This window comes from Georgenia sp. TF02-10 (genome assembly GCF_022759505.1).
In the GTDB taxonomy this organism is placed as follows: Bacteria; Actinomycetota; Actinomycetes; order Actinomycetales; family Actinomycetaceae; genus TF02-10.
Genome location: NZ_CP094289.1, coordinates 969,283 through 995,724, shown reverse-complemented (window position 1 = coordinate 995,724; position 26,442 = coordinate 969,283). Strand labels below are relative to the sequence as shown.

The 26,442-nt window shown below is 67.6% G+C and carries 18 protein-coding genes and 1 pseudogene; 8 read left to right on the top strand and 11 right to left on the bottom strand.

Features of this window, described 5'->3' with window-relative positions; all coding sequences use genetic code 11:
• Window positions 1-230: 230 nt before the first annotated feature.
• Window positions 231-1,760 (bottom strand): annotated as a pseudogene (locus MF406_RS04470) (ATP-dependent RecD-like DNA helicase); the annotation flags it as partial.
• 117 nt (window positions 1,761-1,877) lie between these two features.
• Here MF406_RS04470 and MF406_RS04465 point away from each other — a divergent pair.
• The 6 genes from MF406_RS04465 (at window position 1,878) to MF406_RS04440 (ending at window position 6,259) form a co-directional block, all read left to right on the top strand.
• Window positions 1,878-2,939: an MsnO8 family LLM class oxidoreductase gene (locus MF406_RS04465; protein ID WP_242896791.1), complete on the top strand. Its 1,062-nt coding sequence runs from the start codon at window positions 1,878-1,880 to the stop codon at window positions 2,937-2,939.
• Entirely contained in the window at window positions 2,936-3,373 is a 438-nt protein-coding gene (locus MF406_RS04460; protein WP_242896790.1) for a nuclear transport factor 2 family protein, read from the top strand. Before MF406_RS04465 ends, MF406_RS04460 begins: the two co-directional genes overlap by 4 nt.
• 19 nt (window positions 3,374-3,392) lie before the next feature.
• Window positions 3,393-3,770 carry a carboxymuconolactone decarboxylase family protein gene (locus MF406_RS04455; protein WP_242896789.1) on the top strand — a complete coding sequence of 126 codons (378 nt, stop codon included), beginning with the start codon at window positions 3,393-3,395 and terminating at the stop codon, window positions 3,768-3,770.
• 530 nt (window positions 3,771-4,300) lie between these two features.
• Window positions 4,301-4,516, top strand: coding sequence for a hypothetical protein (locus MF406_RS04450; protein WP_242896788.1), 216 nt, complete (start codon window positions 4,301-4,303; stop codon window positions 4,514-4,516).
• Between the two features lie 46 nt (window positions 4,517-4,562).
• Complete coding sequence (locus MF406_RS04445) at window positions 4,563-5,849, top strand: ISL3 family transposase (protein WP_242896787.1); 1,287 nt, start codon at window positions 4,563-4,565, stop codon at window positions 5,847-5,849.
• 47 nt (window positions 5,850-5,896) lie between these two features.
• A complete protein-coding gene (locus MF406_RS04440) occupies window positions 5,897-6,259 on the top strand; it encodes a hypothetical protein (protein ID WP_242896786.1) in 363 nt (120 codons plus the stop codon).
• 255 nt (window positions 6,260-6,514) lie between these two features.
• Here MF406_RS04440 and MF406_RS04435 read toward each other — a convergent pair whose 3' ends face one another.
• Window positions 6,515-8,824, bottom strand: a complete 2,310-nt coding sequence (locus MF406_RS04435) for a beta-L-arabinofuranosidase domain-containing protein (RefSeq protein WP_242896785.1) — start codon at window positions 8,822-8,824, stop codon at window positions 6,515-6,517.
• A complete protein-coding gene (locus tag MF406_RS04430; protein WP_242896784.1) occupies window positions 8,821-10,299 on the bottom strand; it encodes a dicarboxylate/amino acid:cation symporter in 1,479 nt (492 codons plus the stop codon). The genes MF406_RS04435 and MF406_RS04430 overlap by 4 nt, the downstream gene beginning before the upstream one ends.
• Window positions 10,300-10,429: 130 nt before the next feature.
• Between MF406_RS04430 and MF406_RS04425 the strand changes: the two genes are divergently transcribed.
• Window positions 10,430-11,368 (top strand): AraC family transcriptional regulator, encoded by a 939-nt coding sequence (locus tag MF406_RS04425; protein ID WP_242896783.1) that lies wholly within the window; start codon window positions 10,430-10,432, stop codon window positions 11,366-11,368.
• A 314-nt stretch (window positions 11,369-11,682) separates the two neighbouring features.
• On the opposite strand, the gene MF406_RS04420 is transcribed toward MF406_RS04425, so the two are convergent.
• Complete coding sequence (locus MF406_RS04420; RefSeq protein WP_242896782.1) at window positions 11,683-13,188, bottom strand: CocE/NonD family hydrolase; 1,506 nt, start codon at window positions 13,186-13,188, stop codon at window positions 11,683-11,685.
• Window positions 13,189-13,384: 196 nt separating this feature from the next.
• On the opposite strand from MF406_RS04420, the gene MF406_RS04415 reads away from it, so the two are divergent.
• On the top strand, window positions 13,385-13,957 hold the full coding sequence (locus MF406_RS04415; protein ID WP_242896781.1) for a helix-turn-helix domain-containing protein: 573 nt from the start codon (window positions 13,385-13,387) through the stop codon (window positions 13,955-13,957).
• Window positions 13,958-14,012: 55 nt separating this feature from the next.
• On the opposite strand, the gene MF406_RS04410 is transcribed toward MF406_RS04415, so the two are convergent.
• From MF406_RS04410 to mobF, 7 genes are all read right to left on the bottom strand, one after another.
• Window positions 14,013-16,559, bottom strand: coding sequence for a S8 family peptidase (locus MF406_RS04410; protein WP_058858997.1), 2,547 nt, complete (start codon window positions 16,557-16,559; stop codon window positions 14,013-14,015).
• Complete coding sequence (locus MF406_RS04405) at window positions 16,552-17,517, bottom strand: AAA family ATPase (RefSeq protein WP_034228238.1); 966 nt, start codon at window positions 17,515-17,517, stop codon at window positions 16,552-16,554. The genes MF406_RS04410 and MF406_RS04405 overlap by 8 nt, the downstream gene beginning before the upstream one ends.
• Window positions 17,518-18,065: 548 nt before the next feature.
• Window positions 18,066-18,446, bottom strand: a complete 381-nt coding sequence (locus tag MF406_RS04400; protein WP_005049385.1) for a hypothetical protein — start codon at window positions 18,444-18,446, stop codon at window positions 18,066-18,068.
• A gap of 154 nt (window positions 18,447-18,600) precedes the next feature.
• A complete protein-coding gene (locus tag MF406_RS04395; RefSeq protein WP_242896780.1) occupies window positions 18,601-20,355 on the bottom strand; it encodes a ThiF family adenylyltransferase in 1,755 nt (584 codons plus the stop codon).
• Window positions 20,352-21,347: a cyclic GMP-AMP synthase DncV-like nucleotidyltransferase gene (locus MF406_RS04390; protein ID WP_005049383.1), complete on the bottom strand. Its 996-nt coding sequence runs from the start codon at window positions 21,345-21,347 to the stop codon at window positions 20,352-20,354. The genes MF406_RS04395 and MF406_RS04390 overlap by 4 nt, the downstream gene beginning before the upstream one ends.
• Window positions 21,344-22,450 (bottom strand): CBASS cGAMP-activated phospholipase, encoded by a 1,107-nt coding sequence (locus MF406_RS04385; protein ID WP_242896779.1) that lies wholly within the window; start codon window positions 22,448-22,450, stop codon window positions 21,344-21,346. The genes MF406_RS04390 and MF406_RS04385 overlap by 4 nt, the downstream gene beginning before the upstream one ends.
• Window positions 22,451-22,494: 44 nt before the next feature.
• Complete coding sequence (gene mobF / locus MF406_RS04380; protein WP_242897678.1) at window positions 22,495-26,034, bottom strand: MobF family relaxase; 3,540 nt, start codon at window positions 26,032-26,034, stop codon at window positions 22,495-22,497.
• Between the last annotated feature and the right edge of the window lie 408 nt (window positions 26,035-26,442).

Sequence of the window (26,442 nt, the reverse complement as noted above, 5' to 3'; positions counted from 1 at the left end):
GAGCGGCGATCAGACGCGTCAGGGCCGGTTCCGGGCACCCGGCAGGCGCAGAAGCGGCTAGACACCGCCTCGGTCGACGCGCTGGTGGACGGCTACCTGAGCGGTCAGACCGTGTACGAGCTGGCCGCCGAGCTCGGCATCGAGCGCCGCACCGAGGGCGCGCACACCTGCATCGGCGTGACGTTCCGATACGACGGCGCGGTCTGTCCCTCGCTCAGATGGAAGAAGCACCCGCGCCCGGCGACGAGGCGTGGCAGCAGCGCCTCCACGTGGTGGTTGGCCTCGGCGCGGCGGAGCTCGACGGCCAGCGCCCCGAAGGCGTCGGAGGCGATCGCGTCGTCGGACTGGTGGGCGGTGAGCCCGGATGCGCGGATGAGGTGACCCAGCGGTCGTGCTGGGCGGCAGCGGCGATGGTCTCGTGCTCGGCGGCGAGCTGGGCGATCGAGGCCCAGGCGTCTTGCTCGGCGGTGATGGTCTCGTGCGCGGACAGCTCGGCGCCGACGTGCGGGAGCACTCCGAACAGAACGCTGCGGCCGGTGGCCTCGGTGTTGTCGCCGGGGCGCGGCCCGTCGTGTGCGGTCTCGGGCTCGTCAACGGCAACGTAACCCGTGTTCGCCTCGCGGCCGCGGGTGAGGGTGACGTACAGATTTCCCGTCTCATGGCGGCGTCGACCAGGACGTGCGCGTGTCGGTCGTGATCCCCGGCGCCCGGCAGGAGGTGGCGGCGTAGCCGAGGTCCAGGTGTTCGGCCACGTCGCTGGCCGGGAGCACCACGGAGGCGCCCCAGCGGCGGCCGGCGGAGGGTGGCCGATCGTCGTCGCGAACGTCCGTGACTGTCCAGCGGTCGCCGTTGCGGACCCAGCCTCGGCCGGCGCGCAGGCGGCGGTCGTTGTGGCGGGTGAGGACGGGATCGCCGGCAGCGGCGCGGGTGCCGTCGTGCAGCTCGACCTCGCGCGGGCCACGTACGGTGCCGTCGAGGATCAGATCAGTCCGGGCACGCACGTTGAGTGCGGTCACGGCCTCGCTAGAGTCGGTGACCAGCACCGTGGCCTTCCCGGCGAGCATGTCGGCTCGCCATGCGGTGCAGGCCGCGTTGGTCATGGCCTCGGTGTCGCCGTCGAGCACGCGGCCGCGGTCGATGTAGGTGTCGATGACCTCGGTGCGACCGTACCGCAGTGCAAGGCGGTCTCCTCCCAGGCATGGGTGAAGCGGTGGACATCGACGAGTTCGGGCGTGTCGGGCCGATTGAGCAGCGCGAACGTGCCGCCGGCGTCGACCGATCGGAGCTGGGCGTAGCCCCCGACGAGCAGCGCCTTCACCCCCGCGCCGGCCGTGAGCGCGGTGATGTGGTCCAGTGAGACGGCGCCGGCCAGGAGACTTCGTCCACGATCGCGAGTTGGCCGGCGTGGAAGGTCCCGCCGGTCGTGAAGTGGTTGTCCACCGGTTCGCTGTGTTCTCGGTGGCGATCCCGAGGTCGTCCGCGAGGGCTTGGGCTGCCACCGCCGAGGGCGCGAGGCCGACGACGGAGCCCTTGCCGTGCTCACGCTCCCACCCTCGGCCCAGCCCGCTCATGGCGGTGGTCTTGCCGGCACCGGCCGGCCCACGAGCACGTCGACCTGACGACCGGAGACGGTGACCTCCGCGAGCGGCCGTCCGGTCGTCGCCGAGCATCCAGCCTTCGCGGTCGGGTCGGCGGGTTGACTTCGCCGCGGTCGCCAGGGGCACGGTCGGGCCGGTGGTGGTGCGGTCGCGCTCGAAGATCGCACGGTCACCATGCCTGCCACGCCAGCCACGACCACAGTGAAAACAAGTTTGGACAAACCAACTATCGCCGGTAGGGTCGACGTCCTCCACCGTCGACACCGAGGAGCCTCTCCTGTGAAACTGTCCATCATCGACCTCGGGACGGTCGCTCCCGGAACCACGGAGACGGATGCGCTGGCCGACTCGCTGGACAACGCCCGACACGCCGAGGCGCTGGGGTACCACCGGGTGTGGTTCGCCGAGCATCATCTGAGCCGATCGGGCGCCTCGCATCACCCTGAGCTGCTGATCGCCGCTACGGCGATGGTCACCTCGCGGATCCGGTTGGGCTCGGGCTCGCTGCTGATGAACCACTACAGCCCGTTCAAGGTCGCGGAGATGTTCAAGCAGTTGGAGGCGATGGCTCCGGGCCGGGTCGACCTGGGCATGGGGCGCGCCACGGCGGGCCCGGTACTCGACCTCGCGTTCCAGCAGAACCGCCAGCACCCTGCTCAGGCCGATCACCAGCAGCAGGTCCTGGAGACTCTGGCCTGGCTGTATGAGTCCTTCCCCGAGGACCATCCCTTCGCCGGGCATCCGCTGATGACCACCGTGCCCGAAGTCCCGCAGACCTGGCTGCTGGGGTCCAGCCCGAACGGGTCGAACCTCGCAGCGGGGCTGGGTATCGGCTACACCTTCGCCGGGTTCATCAACCCCCAAGGCGCAGCCCCGGCCCTGCGCCACTACCGCGAGAACTTCGAGCCCCAGGGCTTCGGGCTGGACTCGCCGCGAGCGATCCTCGGGGTCAACGTCGCCGTGGGTGAGACCAGCGCCGACGGCCTGCACCTGGCAGGCTCCCCGAAGGGCTACTACGCACGGCTGCGCCGGGCCGGCCGGGAAGCGGGAGCAGTCATGGTGCCCACCCCCGATGAGGCCGCCCGCGAGATGAGCCAGGCCGAGAAGGACGAGCCGGTCACGATCACCGACGGCCGCTGGCCCAGGTTCGTCGCCGGCAGCCCTGCCGAAGTGCGCGCCACGCTGGAGCAGATGATCGAGGAGAGCGGGGCCGACGAGCTCATGATCCAAGACCTCATCGCCGATCCCACCGCCCGCCGCCACTCGCACGAACTCCTCGCGCAGGCGTTCGATCTCGCGCCACAGCCGGAGCCCGCCATGACGGAACGGGGCGAGCGGTGAAGTTCGAGGACTACTACGAGATCATGCAGACCATCGCCCGGTACGGGCATGCTCTCGACGCCGGCACGGTGCCCTTCGACCAGGTACTCACCGAGGACGTCGAATTCGACTTCACCCACGCCGTGCCGCCCGGTCAGCCCGGCCAGGTCATCAGAGGAAGGAAACGCGTCCTCGCAGCCATGACCGGCAGTACCGACGACCCGTATACCTACCGGTCGGCACTGACACGACCCGCGCTGTCCCACCACACCACCAACAGCGAGATCGTCGCCGACCGCGGTGACGAGGTCCAGGTCCGCAGCAAGTTCCTCCGGCTGGGAAACAATCAACCCGGCCCCATGCCCGTACTGATCGGGCAGTACCTCGACACCCTGAGACGCACCGACGCTGGCTGGCGCATCAGCCGCCGCGAAGTCATCTCCCACGGACTGTGAAGCCACGGAGGATAACACAGTGAACGACTACTTCGACCGTCGAGCCGACAAGCGCTACACCACCGCCTACAAGGAAACAACCCCGGACATCCTTGCCGCGTTCAACGCCTTCGACCGTGCTGTTTTCGCCAGCGACGGACGAGAGATCCCCCTCAAGTACCGCGAACTCATCGCCCTCGCTGTGGGTATCACCACACAATGCGTCTACTGCATCGACGCGCACAGCAACGCGGCAGTGAAAGCGGGCGCGACCGAGACCGAGCTTTCAGAAGCCGCCTGGGTCGCCACCGCCATCCGCGCAGGTGGTGGGTTCGCCCACGGACGGCTCGGCTTCAAACTGTCCGGCGCACATGACCACGAAGAACGAACTTCAGGCAGGACGCAGTCGGCCGGTTGAGGCAGCCTCTGGAGGCACAGGATAGCGAGGGAGAAGCCCTGCCAGCGCTTTCAGAGTTCCGTTGGAGCGCTGAAGTCGCGTTCGCCTGGCCACCGCCTGCTGCGCCGCCGGATTCGGGTGGCTAAAGATGCGCTGGATGATCTCGCGGAGCTCGGCGCGCCAGCGGGGGGTGACCGAGGGCTTGCGCTTGCGCCACTCGCAGCAGCCCGAGCGGTACACGTTCGCCCAGGTGCGCATGCCCTGCAGGGGGTATATAGTTACCGGCGAAAACCCCACGGTCGTGACGCTACAGCGCATCCACCAGCGAAATCCCGGACGGACGGGCCCGAACTTCGGCGTGCAGGGGCCTTCTCGCCTGCCCGCAGCCGGCACGACAGCTCCGGCAGGGTTCCAGCCAGCTGGCCCCGACCCACGGTCGATCGTCGACACTAGGTGCCGAGCCCGACCCGCCTTGCAGGCGGGCGGTAGCCTTCGCGGAACTTCGCGTTCCACCGGCTACCGAGGGAGAGTAACCGTTGTCGTTCCGCACGATGTGGAACAAGACCCTGTCACTGTTTGCCATCGCCTGCATGAGCGCGATCGTGACCGGGCCGACGGCGATCGTCCTCGGCATCACCCAGCTCAACGAGTTCCCCGGTCGGTTCACGGATGACACCTACGGTCCGGGCGACCTATTTCGGGCTCTCCTGACCCATCTGTGGGTGGTTCGGCGCGCCGGGGGTAGGGGCACGCCGCTCTCCGTCTAGGTTTCTGGCTTGTCGACGGTCAGTCACCTGAAGAGCGGAGAGCGGCGTGCGCAACGCAAGGGTATGGCGTGCCCTGATCGGGGTCGAGCAGGGCGTGGTGATCGAGCGGGTCGAGGGCGACGCGGACGGTGGTGGAGGCGTCGGGGAGGTCACGGTCCACGTCCGGGTCTCGCGGCGCTGGCGGGGTCGGTGCGGGATCTGCCGGCGCCGGGCGCCGGGGTATGACGCCGGTACCGGGCGGCGGCGGTGGCGGGCGCTGGATCTGGGCACGGTCAGGACGTTCGTCGAGGCCGACGCCCCGCGGGTGACCTGCGCCGAGCACGGGGTCGTGGTCGCGCACGTGCCCTGGGCACGGCACGGGGCCGGGCACACCCTGGCCTTCGATGATCAGATCGCCTGGTTGACGGTGCGGTGCTCCAAGACCGCGGTGGCCCAGCTGATGCGTATCGCCTGGCGCACGGTCGGGGCGATCCTCACCCGGGTCGCCGGCGACGCCCTCGCCGGGGTCGACCGGTCCGCCGGCCTGCGCCGGATCGGCATCGATGAGGTCTCCTACAAGAAGGGCCACCGCTACCTCACCGTGGTGGTCGACCACGACACCGGGCGCCTGCTCTGGGCCGCGCCGGGGCGGGACAAGGCCACCCTGCGGGCCTTCTTCGACGCGCTCGGCCCGGACCGGTGCGCGCAGATCACCCACGTGTCCGCGGACGCGGCGGACTGGATCGCCGCCGTGGTCGCCGAGCGGTGCCCGAACGCGGTGCGCTGCGCCGATCCGTTCCATGTCGTCGCCTGGGCCACCGACGCCCTGGACGAGGTCCGCCGCCAGGCCTGGAACCGTGCCCGGGGCGCGGTGACCCGCCGCCGCGCCGGCCGGGCGAGCGGGGACGCCAGAGCGCTCAAGCACGCCCGCTACGCGCTGTGGAAGAACCCGGAGAACCTGACCGAGAAGCAGACCACGAAGCTCGCCTGGGTCGCCAAGACCGACCCGCTGCTCTACCGGGCCTACCTGCTCAAGGAAGGCCTGCGCACCGTCTTCCAGCTCCGCGGCCAGGACGCCAAGGACGCCCTGGACCGGTGGATCTCCTGGGCCCGGCGCTGCCGCATCCCCACCTTCGTCGACCTCCAGCGCCACATCGTCAAGCACCGTGACGCGATCGACGCCACCCTCGACCACGGCCTGTCCAACGGGCTCATCGAGTCCACGAACACCAAGATCCGCCTCCTGACCAGACAGGCCTTCGGCTTCCACCGGCCCGAAGCCCTCGTCGCCCTGGCCATGCTCGCCCTCGGCGGCTACTGCCCACCCCTCCCCGGCCGCGGGAAGCCGAAATGACCCACAGATCAGTCAAGAGAGCCCTATTTCGCATCTCCGCACCGGGCATGGTGGCCTCCGTCTGGGCCTCCGGCGAGGACCTGCGCCGGGACGAGGTGAGGTGTCTCGACAACGGCGAGCCGGCACCGCTCGCCAAGAACCCAGCGAGCACGACCGTGGACGGCCGCGGCTTCGAGCTGCTGCTCGACGGCGACTACGACGTGCTGAACCAGCTTACCTGCACAGGCGGAGGACTCGAGGCGCTCCGCGTCTCCACCCGCACGCCGGAGTCGCGTGCGCGGACCTTCATCATCGGAGGGGCCGCTGCGACGGCCTTGCTGGCTCCGGCGGGCGTCGTCCTGTGGCGCGCCACCGCTCGCACCCGTCGGCACGAGGCCGCAGCAGCGAACGACCGACCGACCAGCGTCTAGGGTCTCGGCCCCAGCAGCTCACCATCCCCGGTGCACCCGGGGGTACGGCGACGAGGCACGTCCGAGGCCCCGACCGATCTCGACAGACGACGAGCGCGAACCGCTGGCGCGCGGGCGGACACCACAACGCCCCGCCCCACCCGGGCACCGCGCCCGTGCCGATCGGGCGGCCGCGTCCGACGAGGCCTTGAACACCGATGCGAAAAGGCCCCGTGCCCGGTGGTACCCGCACCGGGCACGGAGCCTTCTCCTCCGTCACTGGGTCGCGACGCCCTGGACCTCCTCGCCGTCGCGCATCACCACGTGGTAGGCGTGGTCGCCCACCTCGGCGACGGGCACGAGCCGGACGCCGTCGACCTCCCAGGCCTCCGCCCACGGCCGGGCGGCCACGGTGGCTCGTGCCCGCTCCGCCGGGAGCGGCAGCACGGTCTTGCGCGGGTGGACCGCGGCGAGCACATGGGGCCCGTGCTGCAGCCAGAACAGCTGCGGGTCGTCCGGGCAGCGCCGCACCCGGGTGGCGACCTCGATCTCGATGTCCAGCTCGTCGGCCGGGCTCCACGGCCCGGGGACCACCAGGTAGCCGTCCGGCCCGGGGGCGACCCCGACGGTCTCGCCCCGACGACGCACGGTGAACACCGTGGCGTACCCGGGACGCCGCAGCCGCAGTTCCACATTGCTGGCCTCTCTCGCCACGAGCGTCCAACGCCCGGCGCCGCGACGTACGAGCTCGAACCGGACGCCGGTGCGTCGGTCCTCCAGCTCGGCCGGCACGTACAGGTTCAGGTACCACGTGCGCTCGTCGCGCACCGTGACCACGTCCTCCTGGAAGCGGAACGGGTTCTCGAGCCCGGTGCCGTGGCAGCAGGTGTTCTCGTCGGTGTCGAAGGACCGGGTCGCGCCCGGCGACAGCGGCAGGAAGTAGGTGGACCCACCGTCCGGACGTCCGCTGAACGTCGCCGCGACGTGGTTGGCCAGCGCGTGCTCGTAGTAGTCCATGTACCGGGCGTCGGGGGCCGAGCGGAACAGCGCGGCGGAGAGCTTCATCATGTTGTACGTGGCGCACGTCTCTGCGGACTTGTCGGTCAGCGACGCCGCCACGGCGTCGGGAGCGCGGAACATCTCGGTCTCGCCGGTCCCGCCCACGGGCACCGTGTGGTGCTCGGTCACCAGCTCCCAGAACCGCTCGGCCGTCGCCCAGTGCCGGTTCTCCCGCCCGTAGGTGAACAGGTCCAGCGCGCCCATGACCTGAGGGATGTGCTGGTTCGCATGCATCCCGTCGAGCGTGTCGTACCCCTGCTGCAAGGGCTCGAACAGCTTGTCGTTGCTGAAGTACCGTGCGGCGCGCAGCGGCCCCTCGTCCCCGGTGAGGCGGTGCAGCCGCACCAGGGTCGAGATCATGGCGCCGTACTCGCCGGCGATGTAGATCGACCACATCGCGTCGCGCCGCTGCACGGGCACCCTCGAGAGCCGCCGGCCCACCCAGGTGCCGACGCGAGCACATACCGCCAGCGCCTCCGCGTTCCCCGCCATCTCGTAGGCGTCGAGAAGGCCGGACATGATCTTGTCCAGGGTGTAGTACGGCGCCCAGATCGTCGGGTAGGTGGTCAGCTCCTCCAGAAGGTCGAACTGCTCCTCGCTGTAGGAGCTGAGGAAGCCCTCGCCATGGCCGCTGCAGCCGAGCGCGTCCTGGCACTCGGCGAGGCCGCGCACAAGTGCGGTCACCTTGTCGGCCAGCTCCGGGTCCCCGGTAGACCGCCACGCGAGCGCGAGTGCCGACAGGTAGTGGCCGGTGGTGTGCCCGCGCAGCAGGCTGTCCGGGCTGTCCCATCCCGTCATGGGCTCCGTGCCGCGGGTGTCGAGGCCCGCGGCCGCGCGGAACCCGTGCAGCAGCCGGTCGACGTCTACCTCGTGCAGATGTGCGACGACGTCACGCGCCGCGGCCGGCAACCGGCCGCGCCCGGTGAGCCGGGCGGCCGCTCCGGTGGTGACCTGCCGGGTCACCCGCCGACGGGTGAGCTCGGCCTGTGTCGGGTCCGCGTGGAGACGCACCACGGTGGAGACGGCCGGCAGGTCGGTGCCCTCCACGGTGCCGCGGGCCCGAAGCCCCCCGGGGACGGGCTCGGGCTCTCCCCACGCGACGGCGCGCACGGTGGTGCGGCCGTCCTCGAGCCGGACCACCGCGAACGCCGGCAGCCTCAGCACCTCGTCGCCCACCAGGGTCACCCGCACCGGGATCACCTCCGCGACGGCCAGGACGAGCTCCTCCTCGAGGATCGTGACCTCCCAGGCGCGCTGGACGATGGCCCCGTCAAGGGTTGCGGTCAGGTGGAGCGGAACCACCCGGTTGCCCACGCCAGGGCTGGGCCGAGTCACCCGGCCGGCGTGCGAGAGGAACAAGGGCTCACCGGACCGCCAGGTGAACCGGGTGCCCCGGCTGCCGCGCGGTGGCAGCGTCAGGTCGGTCTCGACCGTGGCGAGGTTGCCGAGGTAGATCTCGGCAACATCTGCCAGGAGGTCGGCTTCGTTGGCGGCTCGGACCGTCGACGGCGTGGCGGAGCCGGTCATCGTGCGGCCTCGGTCCGGGCATCGGCCAGGCCGTTCAGCCTGGCGGCAGCAACGTGCCGTCCGTCCTCCGTTACCTCGGCGAGCTCCTCGCCGACTGCTGCGGCGGGGCCGTCATCGGTCGGGCGGTCACCGGTGCCGACCGTGCGCTTGATCCAGTCCTTGCCCTCGACCACGCGGGCGATGAACATCGCCGCGGCCGAGTCACCGGCCACGTTGTTCATGGTGCAGAACGGGTCGGTGAGCGTGCCCATAATCACGATGATCGGGACCACCTCGGTGGGGAACCCGAACGCGGTGACGATGAAGAGCTCTCCGATGAAGCCGCCGCTGGGGATCGTTCCGACGATGATGCCACTGATGACGGCGACGAAGACCGCCGTGAGGACGGTAGGGACGTCGATCGGTCGGTCGAACACACCGAGCAGGAAGATGATCTTGAACATCTGGACCGACACGACGCCGTTCTTGTGCATGCTTGCACCGAGAGGGACCACCAGGTCGCTGATGACGCGCGGGATGCCCATCTGCTCGCAGGCGATGCGGTTCGCGGGGATGCTGGCGGTCGAGCTGCAGGTCCCCATGCCTGTCGCTGCCGGCAGCCACACGTTCTTGAAGTACCGGCGCACGCCCTCGCGGCCGCCCCCGGCATAGCTGAACGCCACGCCGAACAGGACGAAGAAGACGACGCAGAAGAGCACGTACATGACCGACAGGCGGGCGATCGACGAGATCACCTGGCCACCCATCGTCCCGACGAGCGAGGCGAAGTACGCGGCGATGCCGATCGGGGCGATGTACATGACGATCGCGACCATCTTCGACAGCACCTCGGTGGCGGAGGCGAGGAGCTTGCTCAGCGGCTCGGCGGCCTGCCCGACCAGCGCGGCCGAGATCCCGAGCAGCACGGAGAACACGATCATCGGCATCATGTTGTCGATCGACAGCAGGTTGACGAAGTCGTCGGTGGTGAACAGGCCAACCAGGTCCAGGTTCCCGGTGATGCCACTGGTGTCCTGCTCCAGGTCGAGCACCGCACCCTGTGCCGGCTTGAAGATCAGCGCCGTCAGCAGGGCCAGCAGCGCGGTCATCAAACCGGTCACCACGATCACCGCAAGGAAGAGCAGGAGGATCTTCCTCAGCTTCCCCAGGTTGCCCATCGCCGCGATGGACGACGAGATCGACGTGATGACCACCGGGACGATCAGGCAGAACACCAAGTTCAGGAAGACGTCGGCCACCGGCTTGAGAACAATCGCCCTCTCCCCCAGCGTGAGCCCGAGGACGGCCCCGACGACTACCCCGAACAGCAAGATGATCGAGAACCTGTAGTTCCCCAGAACCCTGCGCATGACAACCTCTCCGTCCGTCACTCGAGCCGGCGTTGGCTCCTTCAGGACGAGGCTGGCCCGGCCGCGCGACCGCTCCCAGTCGCAAGCCTGCGCCGCGCTGCCCCGATCCGCGCACGACGGGTGCAACGAGTCTGACCCCCGGCGGGCCGTCCTTGGAACTCGCCTACGTCCCGACGCTCGTCATCGCTCGTGAACGAGCCCGAACGATTGCCGTCAGACTACGATCGATGGAACAAAACTGCGCTCCGAGGTGACCATGCTCGTCCAGCTGTCGTGCCCCCCGATGCCGTACCTCGTCGTCGGTGGTCGCTCTCGGTTCCGCCCCGGTGATCTTCACGAGAAGCGGGTCCTGGGGCAGACCTTCGACCTTCTGCTGGTCGACGAGGGCACGCTCGACATGGAGGTCGACGGCGAGCAGCATCACCTGGGGCACGGGCAGTACCTGCTCATCCCGCCGGGCACGCCGCACCGGGGGTGGCGGCACTGCACCTCGGAGACGACGTTCGCGTGGGCCCACTTCCACGCCCCTGGTGGCTGGGCCCTCACCGAGACGGCCGGCCCGCCCCGCAGCCGCCGGCTGAACAAGGGGAAGTACTACACGAAGGACCCGTTCTCGATCATTCTGCCGACGACCGGCACGCTCGACGGCGCACCGCTGGTCCACCTCTACGACGCCCTCGTCTCAGCCGAGCACGTCCGCATCGACAACTTCGCCCATGCCAAGGCGTTCCACACGCTCGACCGCCCCGAGGTCGTGTACCAGGCGGCCTTCCTGAGCGCGCTGGCGATCCTGGCCGATGAGATCACGGCAGTGCCTGCTCAGCAGGACCTGGCCGAGGACGTCCACGCTTACCTCGGCCAGCACCTCGACCAGAAGGTGACCGCAGCGCACCTCGCCCAGCGGTTCGCCTTCAGCGAGGGTCACGTCATCCGGTCCGTGAAGACCCGGTACGGCTACGGCCCGCGGCAGCTGCACATCCGGATGCGCCTCGAAGCGGCCGCGCGCCTTCTGGACAGCACCGACCTGGCCGTCGCGGCGATCGCCCGGCGGGTCGGCTTCGACACACCCTCCTACTTCGCGAAGCGGTTCAAGGAGTATCACGGCTGCGAACCGTCGCGGTTCCGCGGACGCTCGGCCGAAGAGCATCCGGGGGGCAAGGCCGCCGGAGGACAAGCATCAGAACCTGGGGGATGAGATCCCGATTCCGGGTACTGATCAGTCGATCGGGTCTACTCGCCCGAGCGGTCCATCGCGGATGCGTTCCGGATGCGCGGGGACGTTGGGTACGAGCTGGCGCGAGAGGCGCTGAAGGAGTGGCTACGTCGCGGCGGCAAGCCTGCTCGGCTGATGGGCATCGCCTCTCGGCTTCCTCGGGCGAAGTCTCCCGTCCTTCAGGCACTGGATGCGCTGGCGTGAGTGTGGGCGATGAGGCGGTTCGCCGCATCCAAGTCCGTTGTCTCCGCTTCGGGTGGTGCCCTATGCCCATGTTCCCACCGCCGATCATGACATTAGCGAAGCGGAAGCGTCAGCGTGCCACCGGTGATGGTGTGCCGGTTCGCCCGGAACTTTGTCGCCATAAGCGGGTTCCCTCCGTAGCCGGAGTTCCCAGCGAACTGCGGAAACGATCCACCCGCGACCACGGACCGCAGCCGATGCCCGGCCCGAAACGTATGGGCCGTGTCGAACAGTTCGATCCTCACTTTTCCGTTAACCGCCTCACCCTGCAAGCGCACAAAACCCTCGGAGACGTTCTGCGCCCGCCCGTTCGGATCTACGTCGCTGATGCGGACGAAAACATCGGCATCCGGATACTCAGCTGCGTTCTCAAGCACCACCTGAGGCGCTCCGCCGAGCGCGAGATCGTCGGTCAGCGGCGCCGTCTCCCAAACCAGGACATCCTCACGCGCGGCAAGCGGACTGTCGTCGCGGAAGCCGCCTTCGCTGGTAATCACGTTCCCGCCGATCGTTGGCGTTGCATCGGCAGGATCGTAGACGAACGAACGCTCACCGGGCGGACCGCCGAGCACGCCATCTCCGCCGAGCGTGTAGTCGATCGTGCGCGATGCCACCGGCCAGTTTTCAGATTCCAGCCATCTCTGCGTTCCCGAATCAAACACACGCACACGGTGCGGTCGGGGATGCGGCTCACCTGCGAGATAGGTGTCCAACCAGGCCAGGGTCTCGCGATAGATATCGGGCACGTTGGACAACTCGTTATGAGTCCATGGCCCGAGGGTCATCGCCGTCGTCACGCCCCGGTCTGTCAGCGTGCGGAACTGTTCCACGCTCTGGCGCTCGAAGAGATCCTGGAGACCAGAGAAGATCAGGATCGGGATGTTCGCACGCTGAAGCGCGACTTCATGACGGGCACCCGCCCAGTAGGGATCATCGATGTCGGACCGCGTCAGACGATCCCGAAGCCAGGGAGTGCGGTCACGGAAGTGCGCAAGCACGGCATCCGCCGTCGGAACCGCCCTCATCAAGGGACGAAGGCGACGTTCGGACGTCGCCAGACCAATAGCAGTCCGCAGCAGATTACCGCGCAAAAGAACGATCTGCTCAGCCCAGCCATATTGATCAAGATTAAACGAACCGGTACCCCAGGTATGCCGGGCAAAGTCGTGCGGCCCGACCGCGATGATCGCGGCGACGTGATCGGGCTCGGGCTCGTCCAGAATTGCCCACTGAGTGTGCCCCAGATAAGACACCCCCATGGTAGCGAAACGCCCGTCGTACCACGGCTGCGTGCGCATCCAGGCAATCACGTCATGACCATCGCGTGCCTCGGTACGCATCGGATCGAGGACACCGCCTGAGTCCGCGGTCCCGCGGCTCGAGACAAAGAGCACGGTGTAACCCTGGGCAGCCCAGACGGCCGCTAGCGGGCGGGAAAAGACGAAGGACCTGCCGTAAGGCCCGCGAACGAGCACGATCCCCTTCGATGCGGTCGTCGGCTTGTACAGGTCGGCACCCAGCTCGACCCCATCAGCAAGGGGAATGCGCAAGGTTTCCACCGTGTACGGCTGGGGCGCGGCCAGCCCAGCCTTCGCTGCAAGACGTCGGTCGCCACGAGTAAGTCGAGGGCGTGAAGCGCGCATCTGACTCCGTTCCGCCGGTGCGGGTTCCGTCCGGGCGCCGACGCGGCGATCGTAACACGCCTCGACTCAGAAAGACCTCGGCGCGCTTCTGAGGTTCGGGGGCACCTGGTTGATGAAGTGGATGCTGGGCCACGACCTGCTCTACACCTACATCGTGCAGCCCCGCGATCACGCGGGGCAAGGTTCGAGCGTCTCTGATTGGGTGGACCTCCGTAGAGAGTTCGAGAACCCCTGCCCGGCCTTGAAAACCGTGGCTTCTCGCAGGTCGCGGGGCGTCTACCGGCGGAACCGGAGGCCGCTGGAGCCGTCTGTGGTGGACGAGCGGGGGCGGATGGTGCGTGCAGTTGGGATGACTCAAACCTTTCTGAGCCCGGGGCAGGTGGATGAGCTGGTGGCCTCGTATGAGTCGGGCGCGACACTCGTGGAGTTGGGCGAGCGGTTCAGCATTCATCGCCGCACCGCGGCGGCGCACCTTGTCCGCCGCTCGGTACCGATACGCCAGCGGGGGCTCGATGAGTGCCATCTCGCCGAAGCGGTCGAGCTGTACGACGAGGGCCTTACGCTAATGGAAGTCGGGCTGCGGTACGGGGTCAGCCAGCAAGCTGTCCGACGCGCGCTGGCCGCAGAGGGCGTCACGATTCGACCGGGTGGTCGGCGCGCGAAAGCCGTCGCATCGAACGTCTGAGCTGCGAGTCCGGCGGTGTCATCCGTTATCCGTGGGATTCGGAGCGAATCGGACATCACTCGATCGGAATCTCGATCGGGGTGTGGAGGAGGTTCGCCACTGGTGTGTACAGGTCGACGTCGGTGGCGTCGGTCTGGAGTGATACGACGAGGGCGTATCGGATCTTCCGGTCGACGCGTTCGCGGTTCTTGTTGTTCTTCCACCAGCCGCCGACGGGGTAGACGGCGATCTTTCCGGTGTCGGCGAGTGCTGAACCGTAGGTCTCCCAGATGTCTTGATGCAGTGAGCCGTACAGGCGTTGGTTGGCGCCAACGAGCCACGACACTTGTCCGCTTGCGGGGCGCCCGCCGGCTTCCTCGGTGCGGGCTTCACGGTTCACTCGCTGAATGAAATGGGCCTCAGATTCAAGGGGGTCTTGTAGCTCGAACCGGAGTCCGTGTGATGCGTACTTGTACCGCTGCCGCCATCCTCGTCGGGAAGCCGTCGGCTCGATGAAGTAGGAGAGGGTGACGCGCAGGGTCACGGAAGCGGAGCCCAGGTCTTGCAGTACTTCGCGCGGCCAAGGAAGGTCGTGTAGCCGGAACGACGGGACCTTGAACTCATCGCCCTCGAAAGGGGTGAACTCGTCCTGTACGACCAGGGTTACGGACCGATCGGAGGAGAACAACACGCGTTCCTCGGTCGGGACGCCCCAGCCGTATCGGCGTAGCAGCATCTGTTTGGCTTGAAGTCCGCTCTGCCCCGCACGATCGATTTCGTCGCGCATGATGGGTGTCCACTGCGCGGAGTGGACGAGGAGTGCTCGGATCGTCTCGGGCCAGTACTCGGGATAGGTGGCCATGACGAGGGCTGCGAGCCGGGAGGCTTGCGCGGTCGCGGCGCTGGTTGCGTTGGCCGACGCCAGAGCCTGGTCGTTTGTGTGCCCGGTGGTTCGCAGGGACAGCGCCGGGTGGTTCGGCTCGAACATGGAGGCGGTGTCATGGAGGACATTGCCGCCTTCCATGACGATGTCGGGCTTGATCGGCCAGGGCTTGTTCCCGAACGGCAGAGACGTGCGACTGTGGGGCGAGAGGTCGCCCTTCCGCGCGACAGGGGTCCAGCCTGCGAAGGCCGGATCGGTCGGGACCGCGTCGAGGTCGGTGTAGGCGCCGACGGTGAGTGCGTTCCAGGCTTGGCCGGGATCTCGAACCGGAGAGGTGTCGGATTCGGCGAGGTGGTCGGCGACGTAGCCGGTTACGTTTCCGGCGGACACGATCAGAAGTCTTGCTGCTTCGCTGTCTGGTGGCGCGAGTAGCCGGAGTTCGTCGCCGTTGCTGACGACGTTGGCGCCGACGGCCAGTGCGTCGACGGTGGCCGACCACAGCGTGGGCTGACCTGGGTTTCCGGGGGTGTCGGTACTGGTGCTGACCGGCATGCAGAACACCCGGCGCCGTGTCGCTGCGATTTCGGGCAGCGAGACGGCTTGGGCGGTGACGTCTCCGTACGCGCGGGGTTCGTGCGGCTTCTCGGTCTTGGTCGGAAGGATGCGAACCGACTCCAGTCGGTGTCGCAGCACAACGGAGTCCGATCCGAGCAGGTGGCGGTCGACCGCGGCTCCCAGCAGCGCGATGCCGGCCATCTTGGTGCCATGTCCGTCTTGATCGAAGCCGCTGACGCCGATCACGGTGTGCAGGTCCTGGGGTGCCAGGGACTGCTCGATGAGGACGTGAGTTCTCGCTACGCCCGTGTCGAGGTGGCAGACGGCGGGCTGGAGTTCGTCGGCAGGTTCCAGTCGCTTGGCCAGGTCGTCGACGTACTCGGCTTGCTCCTCGGCGGTGAGGTCTTCTATGGAGTCGATGAACTCCGGGCGCCGGATTTCGGCCAGCGGCACCGCGGTGAACGGTAGGACTTCAAGCTGCGCCCACGTCGCCTCGACCCACATGACGTCGCGGTCGACGAGCCGGAGGAGACGCTGCGAGATGGTCAGTCCGGAGGCTTCGGCGAAGCGCCGTAGCAGATCGGGGCCGTCAGCGTTTGGGCGTAGCCATAGTTCCCACCATGTCGTCGTACCTTCTGGCGGGCGACCCTCGGACTGCCAAAGGTCACCCAGGATGGTGGCGCGGATGCGTGCGATGTTCGCGACGAGTTCGTTGTTGCGAGGTTTGCCTTTCGGTGACTCCTTCGCCAGGTAGTCCTCGAAGAGCTGCAGGAACTTCGCACGGTAGTCGTCGCTGACCCAGACGGTCGCTCGCTCGGGGATGCCAGAACCCGAGTCCGCGGGGAGAACCGAGAGAAGGAGCCACTTGGGGCGCCTGCGCTGCGGATCGCGGTGCGAGGTGAGCTGTTGGAGAGTGTCGAGCTTGAGCGGATACGCGGGGTCAGAGCCCTCCAACGTGATGATGGTGCCCAAGGCACGTAGCTCGTCGTCTGGGAGTTGTTCTTCACGGGTCTCGTCACCGCTAGAGAACGCGGACTGCAACTCGTTCAGCCGCCCGCCGCCGTGACCGGCACGGTCTTCGACCGGACGAATCTTCGGGTCCGGTCCACCCCGTCGGCGAAACTCCTCGTCTGCCGCTCGATCTTCTACCAGAAGGTGACTGAGGTGTTCCTGCCCCTCAGCCAAGGCTCGCCGCCTGCCGCGATTTGAGCGACTGTCGAATGTCGTCGGCACTCACTCGTGTTCCGCCAGCGAGGATGACGCTCTTGGCGGCAGACTCCGCAGCCCTTACGAGGTCCGCATGGGAGAGCCCTGCCATGTGCTCTGCCAGTGCGGCCCAACGGACGCCCTTGGCGAGAGACCCGAGCCTGCCGCGCATCACGGCGGCGGCCTGTTTCGCGTCCGGCAGTGAGTAGTTGAGAACCATGTCGAAACGTCGGAACAGGGCCTTGTCCAGAATCGACCGGTGGTTGGTGGCAGCGATGACGATGCTCTCGGGAGAACTGTTCTCCAGGAACACCAGGAAGGAGTTCAGGATGCGTCGGGCCTCACCGACGTCGTTTCCTGCTCGGTCGCCACCGAGCGCGTCGAACTCATCGAACAGGTACACCCCGCGCTGCGCGCCCACTGCATCGAAGATGACGCGCAGCTTACTGGCGGTCTCGCCCATGAACTTGCTCAGCAGGCTGTCGAGCCTGATCGTCAGCAAGGGCAGAGAGAGCTCGTGAGCCAGGACTGCCGCGGTCATCGTCTTGCCCGTACCAGGCGGCCCCTCGAACAGGAGGCGATGCGCAGGCTCAAAGCCGTGATCCAGAAGCTGCTTGCGTTGGCGCTGTTCGCTGAGGACACGTCGCACCTGCGCGGCCAGCTCATCCGGCAGGACCAAGTCTTTCAAGCCAACGGCTGGGTGAGAGGCGATAACGAGTTCTGAAAGATCGCCTCGCGGTTGAGCGATTGAGGTGACCTTTTTCGGCCGCTCGACACGTGAGTGATCAACTGCGGCTTTGAGGTCAGCCGCGAGATGGTGGTGCCCCTGCCGAGCCGCCTGAGCGGCAACCTGTAGCGCGACTGAGTAGAACGCCTCGTCGTCGCCGCTCCCGTGGCTTCGTACGAGCGCCTTGAAGTGCTCTCCTGATCCGGCCACCACTCACCTCCCGCCGTACGCCGCGTGTTGTCCCAAGTCTACGGGCCAGGACCGTCAGAGCATCGCTGATCCCCCGCATGCCGACCACTCGGGTCAGCCAGCAGGCCGCCAAGCGCACTGGCCGGGACTGGCGCCGCGATTCGGCCGAGTCCACGCCGTGCTCAGGGTCAGCGCGTGAGGTGCCTTCCGCACGTGCACGGTCGGATCGTGGCGGTCAAGATGTCTGCCAACGTCATCCGGTCAGTGAGGGCGTACGTGCCACGATCGACCGCACAGACGCACACACCAGCAGTGTCGAGGTCTGCCAGGACGTGGGGGGCAACGGGGATCGTCCGCCCGAGACGGTCCAGCCGCGCGATCACCAGGGCTGAGAACTTGCCGGTTGCAGAGTCAGCGAGCAGTCATGTCAGCTCCGAGCGATCGCCGGCTTCATCGCTGTATCTGCGAGTGACATCAAGGTCGAGGTCGCGGGCAGCGCCAGACAAGCGGTCTGCTGCCGCTCGTGCGCCTCGGAGGTAGGCGAGCGGCGTAGGTGTAGGTGGGGGCGTTCATCGGGCCGCCCCTACGGTCATAGGCACCTGGGACTCCGAGCGGTCGCGGGTGCCCTGCCGGTCGCGGTGCCGGGCAATGGCTTCCTGGGTCCGGGCGCGGATCAGGAGGATCAGGCTGACCGGTCCCATGACGATGAACTTCATCGCGTTCCACACCGCCCACAACACGACCAGATGCAACCAGCCTGGTGCCCCCTGGTCGAGGGCGTTGGTGCAGATGCTCGCGATCAGCAGGTAGGGCACCGCGAGGAGCGTCGCGGGGATGCCCCACTTAAAGTTGCGTCGGCGTCGGATCGCGTCGAGCAGCCGGTTGGTGGGCATGTAGCGGCGCAGGTAGTAGCGGGTGCGGGCGCTGAGCGTCCAGATAAGGCGGATCATGGCGGGCCTCTCGTCACACGTGTCTCTCCGTCGAGGAGGCAGTACGTGTATGAGCGCCCAAGCTGGGCCGTCCCGAAGGACCCGCAATCGAGGAGAACCTGCCTCGGCCCCCAACTTTACGCCCAAGCCCGGACAGACGTAAACCCGTGCTATCTCATCCGCGAGTGTCCGACGCCGCGGGAAGGAAGTGATGCCGTGGGCCGGCTGGTGCGTGTGGCAGGGCGATGAGGTGGGTCCCTGAAACAGGTGCCCCTGCCTGTTGGAGGTGCAGGCCGATCATGTTGACGAGTGTCGCGGCGACAGCAGCGAGGTCCGCGGCCGAGCCATGGAACGTGGGTACGGAGCATCCCCTCGTGGGAGTCAGTTCGTCGCCTTCGGCTGCGTCCTCCCAGAGCCGGTGGTACAGCTCTAATCCACCATCGGCCAATACCGAGCGGCCTGCCTGGTCGTCAAGCTCAGACGGCGTACAGGTGTCACCGGGCGCGCAGATGTTGGCGATACCGAGCGATCCTGTCCTGGCGTCGGTGGCGACCTGGGCGATGAGTGCCGTGCGGTCTTCGCCGGCGAGGGTGTCGAGGTAGGTGGTGATGCTGTGGCTGACGGTGGCGTCGATGATGAGGTCCGCGGAGAGTGAGACGGCTGGGTCGGGGACGCTTCCTTCTGCGACGGTCACGGTCAGGTCGTCGCGGATCGCGCGGAGGCGTGTGGCGAGGGCATCGGCCTTGGTCTGGCCGATGTCGGCCTCGGTGTAGTTCTGTCGCACGAGAAGTCCGCCGGTGATGGTGCCGCGGTCGCAGACGGTGATGGCGCTGGCTCCGGCGCGTGCGATGAACTCGGCGAGCCATGAGCCCAGGCCGCCGCAGCCCCAGATGTGGACGGCTCGTCCTTGGAAGCCGTTGACGGGACGGTTGTCGTCGCGTCGGGTTGTGACCTCTTGCCGTTCGTCGGACATGTTGCACCATTCGATGGGGATGTCGGCGTTGATGATCGCGGGGTCGAGGTTGACCGCTGTGCCGTGCTTCTTGGCGAGGCGTCGCAGGGCGTCGGCGGTAGTTGCGGGAAGGCGTCCGCCGAGAAGATGGTGCGGTCCACCTGCGGGGTGCGGAACGGCGAGCACGAAGTACTGCTCGGTGCCGTCAGGGTTTCGTAGAGCGCTGGCGAGGAGCGAGGTAAGGAAAGCGGGCGATTGCGGTGAGACCTCTGGCGGTCGTCCTTCGGCGCGGTCAAGATGCGGGTCGTCCAAGAGCGTCAGGAATAGCGCGAAGGTGGATGCCGCACCGAACGGGAGGTCCCTCGCGAGGACAAAGACGGGTGTGCGGTGTCCGTCGCGGTCGGTCGAGTAGGTGAGGTCGTAGCGGTGCGGTGAGCGGGCGACGAGCCGAGCGATCTGCTGCCGCTTCGGCGGCCCAGGTTCGCGGACGACGATGGTGGGTGTGTCATCGGCGTGGTGGAGCACTCCTCCGACAGCGTGGTACATCGCGGTCGAGGGATCGAACGCTCCGCCGGCAGCATCGGTGAGCCAGTCCCACAGTCGGCTGAGAAATCCGGCCATCCCGGCGGAAGGGCGCCACTCGCGGGAGGGGTCGAGATAGATGCAGAGCCGCTGCCCTTGGAGGACGTGCGGGAAACCGAGGAAGCGTGTGTGGTCAACCTCGGCGCTCGGGGGTGCGAACAGCGAGGGGCGAATCTTGACGATGAACTCCTCGTCGTCTCCAAGTCCCAGCCCACCGGGGCGATGAAGGATATCTGCGGTGTGGAGCCGAAGTCGGAGGGTGGCGTCGCCGTCAGAGTCGAGCCGAGGCTGCTCGACTATCCGCACGTCGCTGGGGTGCTCCCTGGCGAGTGACCTCAGCTCATCGAAGAGGTGCTTCTGCCAAGCCGACAGCGTGGCCCGGTTGCGGCGGCTCATCCCGCGCGGCCAGACCGCCCCACGGTGGAAGCGGCCGCGGGAGCTGCTGCCGGGAACTTCGCGCTGCTGGACGAGGTGGCCGGGGCCTTGAAGCCGTCACCGAAGATGCCCTGCCACAGCTCGATGCTGCGCTCCTTGTTCTCCTCCTCGTAAGCCTCCTCGATCTCGGCGGCGTGAACATGAATACGGTCCCGGAAGTAGCTGTAGGTCGACTGCTCCCACCGATGGTCGAAGGTGACCCCGGACCCGGACGGGTCCGGAATGGAGGGCTTGATCGGGCGCGCCTGGAGCCAGGCGTCGAGGTCCTTTACGAGGTGCAAGAGAGTCGTGGGGACGTCGCTGTAGTAGCCGGGGTCAAGCAGCGTGCGCAACTCGGTGACCTGCTCACCGAGCAGTGTCGTCAGGAGGATCGACCGGGTCCCGGTGAAGGAGTTCTTGTGGTCACGCAGGTACTTCATCAGCCGGATGACCTTGCGGAGGTTGCCCTTCGCGAGCGCGTCCTTGTCCCTCATCCAGTCCGTGAACCCCTGGGGGTCGGTCTGCTCCCAGTCGTTGTCGTCGCGATTGACGATGACTTCGCGTCCATCGGCGAGGTTGAGGTGCGGAACGATGTCCAGGTGCATGGAGTTCGCGTAGACAACTCGGACGCAACGGCACTTGCGTGAGTGCGGCATGTTTCCGTAGGTGCTGTGCCGGTGCAGAGCCGCGTAGACCTCCTCGATGTACTTCTTGGGATCGTCGGCCCAGTCCGCGTTCTCGCTCATGTCGAGCATGAAGTCCGCGTCGAACTCGTTGCTGCCCACCGGATTGATGATGGTCTTGTGCGCCCACGAGCCCTGGGGCGTCTTGCCGAGGATCAGGTGCCCGATCTGCTCGTCGGCCTTCAACGCCTTGTAGACCGCCTCGACGCGAGAGTCGAGCGAGTCGAGCTTCACCTGGCCAAGGTTGACGGTGTCCTTGAGCAAGACGTTGAAGTAGTCAGTGAGCTTCATCGGGAGACCTCCGTGGTCGACGTGTTGGTCGGGTCGCCGCGGTGTCGGTCTCCGATCAACGGTGTGTAGTCCGCCGCGCGATGATCTGCGAACCGCGCGGTGTAGATAGGGCTGAGCTCGCGGCTCACGGACGCGGCGAGGCCGGCGACATCGCTCGGGTCCGCCGAGTCGAGTGCGTACAGTCCGCTCGGCACGAGAGCATCGAACCTGGTGAAAGCGGCCTTGCCGATCAGATGTTCAGCGATGCCCTGTCCGCCACGGCTGCCGGCTGTGAGGATCAGTGGCGCGATCGGCTTCGCCCAGTTGAACAGCCCGCCGCGGTCGAGGCGCTTGGGGTGGTTCGTGAGCTGGTCGATGGTGCCGACGTTGAGCACCCTGATCGAGGCGAGCGGTACGTCGAGCATGCTCACGGCCTCGGCAATCGCGACGACGGAAGGGTTGTTCGCCCACACGCCGCCGTCAATGAGGCGGTGTCCATCGACACGCGCGGCAGGGAAGTAGAGCGGCGCCGCCGAGGTCGCCATCGCGATGTCCACCATCGGGATGCGCCAGTCTCGGGCGAGCCGTGTGTGGTGGGGCGTCTTGAAGATATGCACGGAGCCTCGTTGCACGTCCCACGCCGGGATGACCAACCGCTTCGCGCTGTCTCCCAGCAGCCTTTGGCCGAGCACTTTCGTCAAGGCAGTGCGCAGCGCATCGCCGTCGTAGATGGGTGCAGTGAGTTGGCGAGGCCGCCGCCACAGTCGCCGGCGCACGGCCGGGAAGACCGCCTCGACCAGTTCTTCGTAGTGCCCCACGATCTCGCTCGGGGCGAGACCGGCACCCAGCCCAAGCGCGACGATCCCACCCGCCGACGTGCCAGCGATCAAGTCGAACGAGTCCTTGATGCTGACGTCGAGGTCCTGTTCCAGCCGCGCCAGCACGTGAGCGGTGAACAGTGCCTTGGCTCCCCCGCCATCGAGGGCGAGAATCTGGAAACGATCGACGGATGGGGTGCTTGACTCGATGGTCGTGGATGGAGGGTCCTGCCGTCCGGGCGCGTCGGCCTGTCCGGTCGGCGTCTCGCCTCCGGGATCGGTCGAACTTGCAGGAACTACACCCATGTAACTATTCTACGCTGCCGCACCGACATTCCCTCGGGCTCAGATCACAGGCTCCGCCCGGGAGAAATTCGCTCGATCGAGCGACGCTCGGTGACGGCCGCGGATCGGCGGGCGGCTTCATTTACCCGTGCGAGTGCGCTTCTTGCGCGAGCCGCGTCGATCTTCTGCGCCGCGTTCTCCGGTTCCGGGCCGAGGGGCGAGTCATCGGTGATGCCGTACCGGTCGCGGTAGGCCGCGACGGTGTGGGCGTGCCGTCGCCACGCCGCTTCCTTGCGCGGATCACGGGGTGGCTCACCGAGCGGTTCCGTCCAGGGCTCGCCAGCCTGGCGTGCGGTGTCGAGCACCGCGTCGGCACGGGCTTCGATCAGCTCGCGCCGCTCATCAAGCGCCTGGCGCATATCGTCGGTCATCGGGCCGTCCGCGGATGGGATCAGCCCTGCGATCATTCGTGGTGCCTTACGGGTGCGACCCGAGCCAGCCGGGCGGGCAGTGGCACGAGCCACTCGGTAGTGCAGGACGGAGGCGATGTCGTCGGCATCGGCAAACCCGCGCGCCGCGACCAGCCGAGGGAACAAGGTGTCGAGGTTGTGGTGGTTGGCCTCGGCTCGGCGGAGCTCGGAGGTGAGTGCCCCGAACGCCTCGGACTCGATCGCGGTGTCGGCTTGCTCGGCAGTCAGACCAGAGGCACGGATGAGGGTGGCCCAGCGGTCTCGTTGGGCTGCGGCAGCAATCGTCTCGTACTCGGCGGCGAGCTGGGCGATCGAGCCCCAGTGCTCCTGTTCTGCGGTGATGGTCTCGTGCGCGGACAGCTCAGCACCGGTGTGTTGAAGCACCCCGAACAGGACGGATCGGCCAGTGGCGTCGGGGTTGTCGCCCGGATGTGGCTCGGCGTGCTCGTCGGCCCGGTCGAGGATCACGTAGGCGTTGTTGGCCTGCTTGCCGCGGGTCATCGCGACGTAGAAGTTCTCCCTCGTCGTGGTCGGCTCCACCAGCACATGCGCGGTGTCGACAGTGACGCCTTGCGCCCTGTGCGCCGTGACCGCATAACCCAGATCGACGTGATCGGCCACATAGGCGGCGGGCAGGACGATGGAGCCGCCGAACCTGCGGCCGGCCTTGCGGATCGTGACCGAGCCGTCGTCACGGACGCCGGTGATGGTCCACGTGTCACCGTTGCGCACCCAGTCCTTGCCGTTGCGCAGTCGGCGGTCGTTACGGCGGGTGATGATCGTGTCCCCAGCCCCCGCCGTGGTCCCGTCGTTCAGCTCGACCTCCCGACCAGGCTTCAACGCGCCGTCGAGAATCAGATCGGCGCGGGCGCGGGTGTTGAGGCCGGTCACGTCCTCGCGGGTCTCGGCGACCAGCACCGACACCAAACCTTGGTTCCGGTCCGCGCGCCACGCGGTGTAGGCGGCATCGGTCATCGCGTCGCCGTCGCCGTCGCGGATGCGGTCATGGTCGAGGTAGGTGTCGATCACCTGCGTACGGCCGTGCCGCAGGGCGAGGGACGCGGACTTCTCCCACTCGTGGATGAACCGGTGCACGTCGACCAGCTCGGGTACATCATCCCGGTCACCGACGAGGAGCCCGAACGCGCCGCCAGCATCCACCGACTGGAGCTGGGCGTAGTCGCCGACCAGCAACACCTTCGCGCCGGCTCGTTCGGCGAGCTGGGTGATGCGATCCAACGAGAGGGTTCCAGCGAGGGAGGCTTCATCGATAATGACGAGCTGACCCGCCTGGAAGTCAGTTCCGTGGACGAGGTGGTTCTGCCACCACTTCGCTGTGTTCTCCGTCGCAATCCCCAGGTCGTCAGCGAGGACCTGCGCCGCCACGGCGGACGGTGCCAGCCCGACCACGGACCCGGCGCCGTGTTCCTTCTCCCACGCCCTGCGCAGCGCGTTCATGGCAGTGGTCTTCCCGGCGCCCGCCGGGCCCACCAGCACATCGAGCATCCGGCCAGAGACCGCGATCTTCATGAGTGCGTCGGCCTGATCCTCACCGAGCATCCGCCCTTCACGATCAGGCTTAGTGGTGACGTTCTCGACCGTCGCCAGCGGCACGGTGGGAGCGGTCAGGGTGCGAGAGCGGTCGAGTAGCCGGTCCTCGGCCGCGAGCAGCAGCTCGGAGGAGAACACGGTGGAGTGCTTGGGCAGGAACACGCTGGTGCCGTCCGCCCGCCGGAACGCGACCGGGCTGGTGGCGAGGTCGGGCGGCGTCAACCGCAGCGAGGCTTGCTCGGCGGCGTCGGCGATCATCCCCACGACCGCTTCGCGGTCGTGCATGGTGGCGAAGCGCCAGCCCATCGTCTGCCGGGACGCCTCGGCCATCAGGTTCCACCTGCGCCAAGTGGAGCGCTTCTCGCCCACCATCTCGACCACGGTCTGGCCGAGTTCGCCAATCGCGTCCAAGGGCACGTCATCGGCTCGCAGCAGCAGCGGCTTGTCGTTGTCCATCACCCCACGTGCCCAGGTGGTGGCGTCGTGGCCGAGTACCCCGGTGGCGCGGGTGCGCCACTCGGCAGTCAGGTCAGCCATCGACCGCACCTCCTTCTCCGGGCGTGTGGCGAGGGTGGCTTGGGCGCGGAGCTTGATGATCGTGGCCGTGGAGGGTTGGCGGCCATGCCGGGCGACGTACTCGGCGATCAGCCGGTCCTTCTCGGCGTCGATGTACCTGGCACGGGTGGAGAACTCCCGGACCAACTCCTCCGGCACGCTGCTAATCGCCCAAGCCGGGTTCCGGTCCCGGCCCATATCGCGGGCCTCCCACTCAACGCCGAAAGTGCGGGTCATGTGATCAGCGAACACCGCCTCGTGCAGCTCCGAGAGCGCCACCACGGCGGCGTGCATCGGACGGCCATCCAAGCTCCGCCACTTGCCGTCGAACGCGGTCTGCACCTTGTTGGAGATGACGACGTGCGTGTGCAGATGGGGGTCGCCGGCGCGGGAATCGAAGTGATCGAACGCCGTCGCCACCAACCCGGTCACATCGACCTGCGCAACCGCACCGTCACCGGCAGTTGCACCCGACCGGGTGGCTGCAACCTCCCGCTCCATGAACGCAACCACCTCCGCAACCGCCGCATGATGCGCCTCACCAATCAACGCCTGCGTCCCGGCATCCGCGACCGCCCACAACGCCGAGGCCGACTTCGGAACCGAGAAGGTGAAGTCGAACCCCGCCACCGCCCGCCGCTTCCCACGTTCGGTCTCCTCGACCTCGATCCGCGCGACCGCCTCGCCCTTGGCACCCGGACTCAGGCTCGGGTCGAGGTCGGCGATCCGAGCCTCGATCCGCTCCGGCACCGACTTGTAGGCCGGGAACGCATGCCCGAGCGGGTCGCCGGTGATCGGGTCACGCCCCATCCCGACCAAGAGCTGGAGCTGGGCCTCCGACACCCGATCCCCGACCGCGAGCTGCCCCTTGCCGAGCGCGGCGACGCCAGAGCCGAGCCACTGGCCCGGCGGTGTCCCCGCCTCCACGTAGTACCTGGTCAGCGGTGTTGAAAGAGCGCGGTCGCCGTCTGCGGCCGCGACGGTGCGCAGCAGGTACATGTAGCCGTCCCCGGCCGACATCACGCGCATCGAGACCGTCACCACGCCACCGCCTTTCGACGGTCAGGTGAGCGGGCGTTGACCGCGCGAACGCTCCGTCAACTTTGGTTGACAAACCTCGACCTGCAAGACGCGTGGAGACTCGGAGACAGGATCGAAGCGAAGCTTCCTCGCGTGCGGCCAAGGGGCGACTCCGTTGCTCATGGATGGGAGCAGGGCGAGATCCGGTGGCTGAGAAGCCGGCCGTCGCGCTCACGAGCTTGGCCCAGTGTCGTACCAATCGCGTACCAGTAAAGCGCGCTCCGGCTTCGACAGTCGCGCGCGTTCCCCGGGTCCATCACCTCCAGGGAGACCAGCTGATTGATTCACATCTCGACGGCGCATGTGCGCGCCCATTTTTGGGTCTCTCGGGGAGTGCATCGTCCCACGGCACGAGCG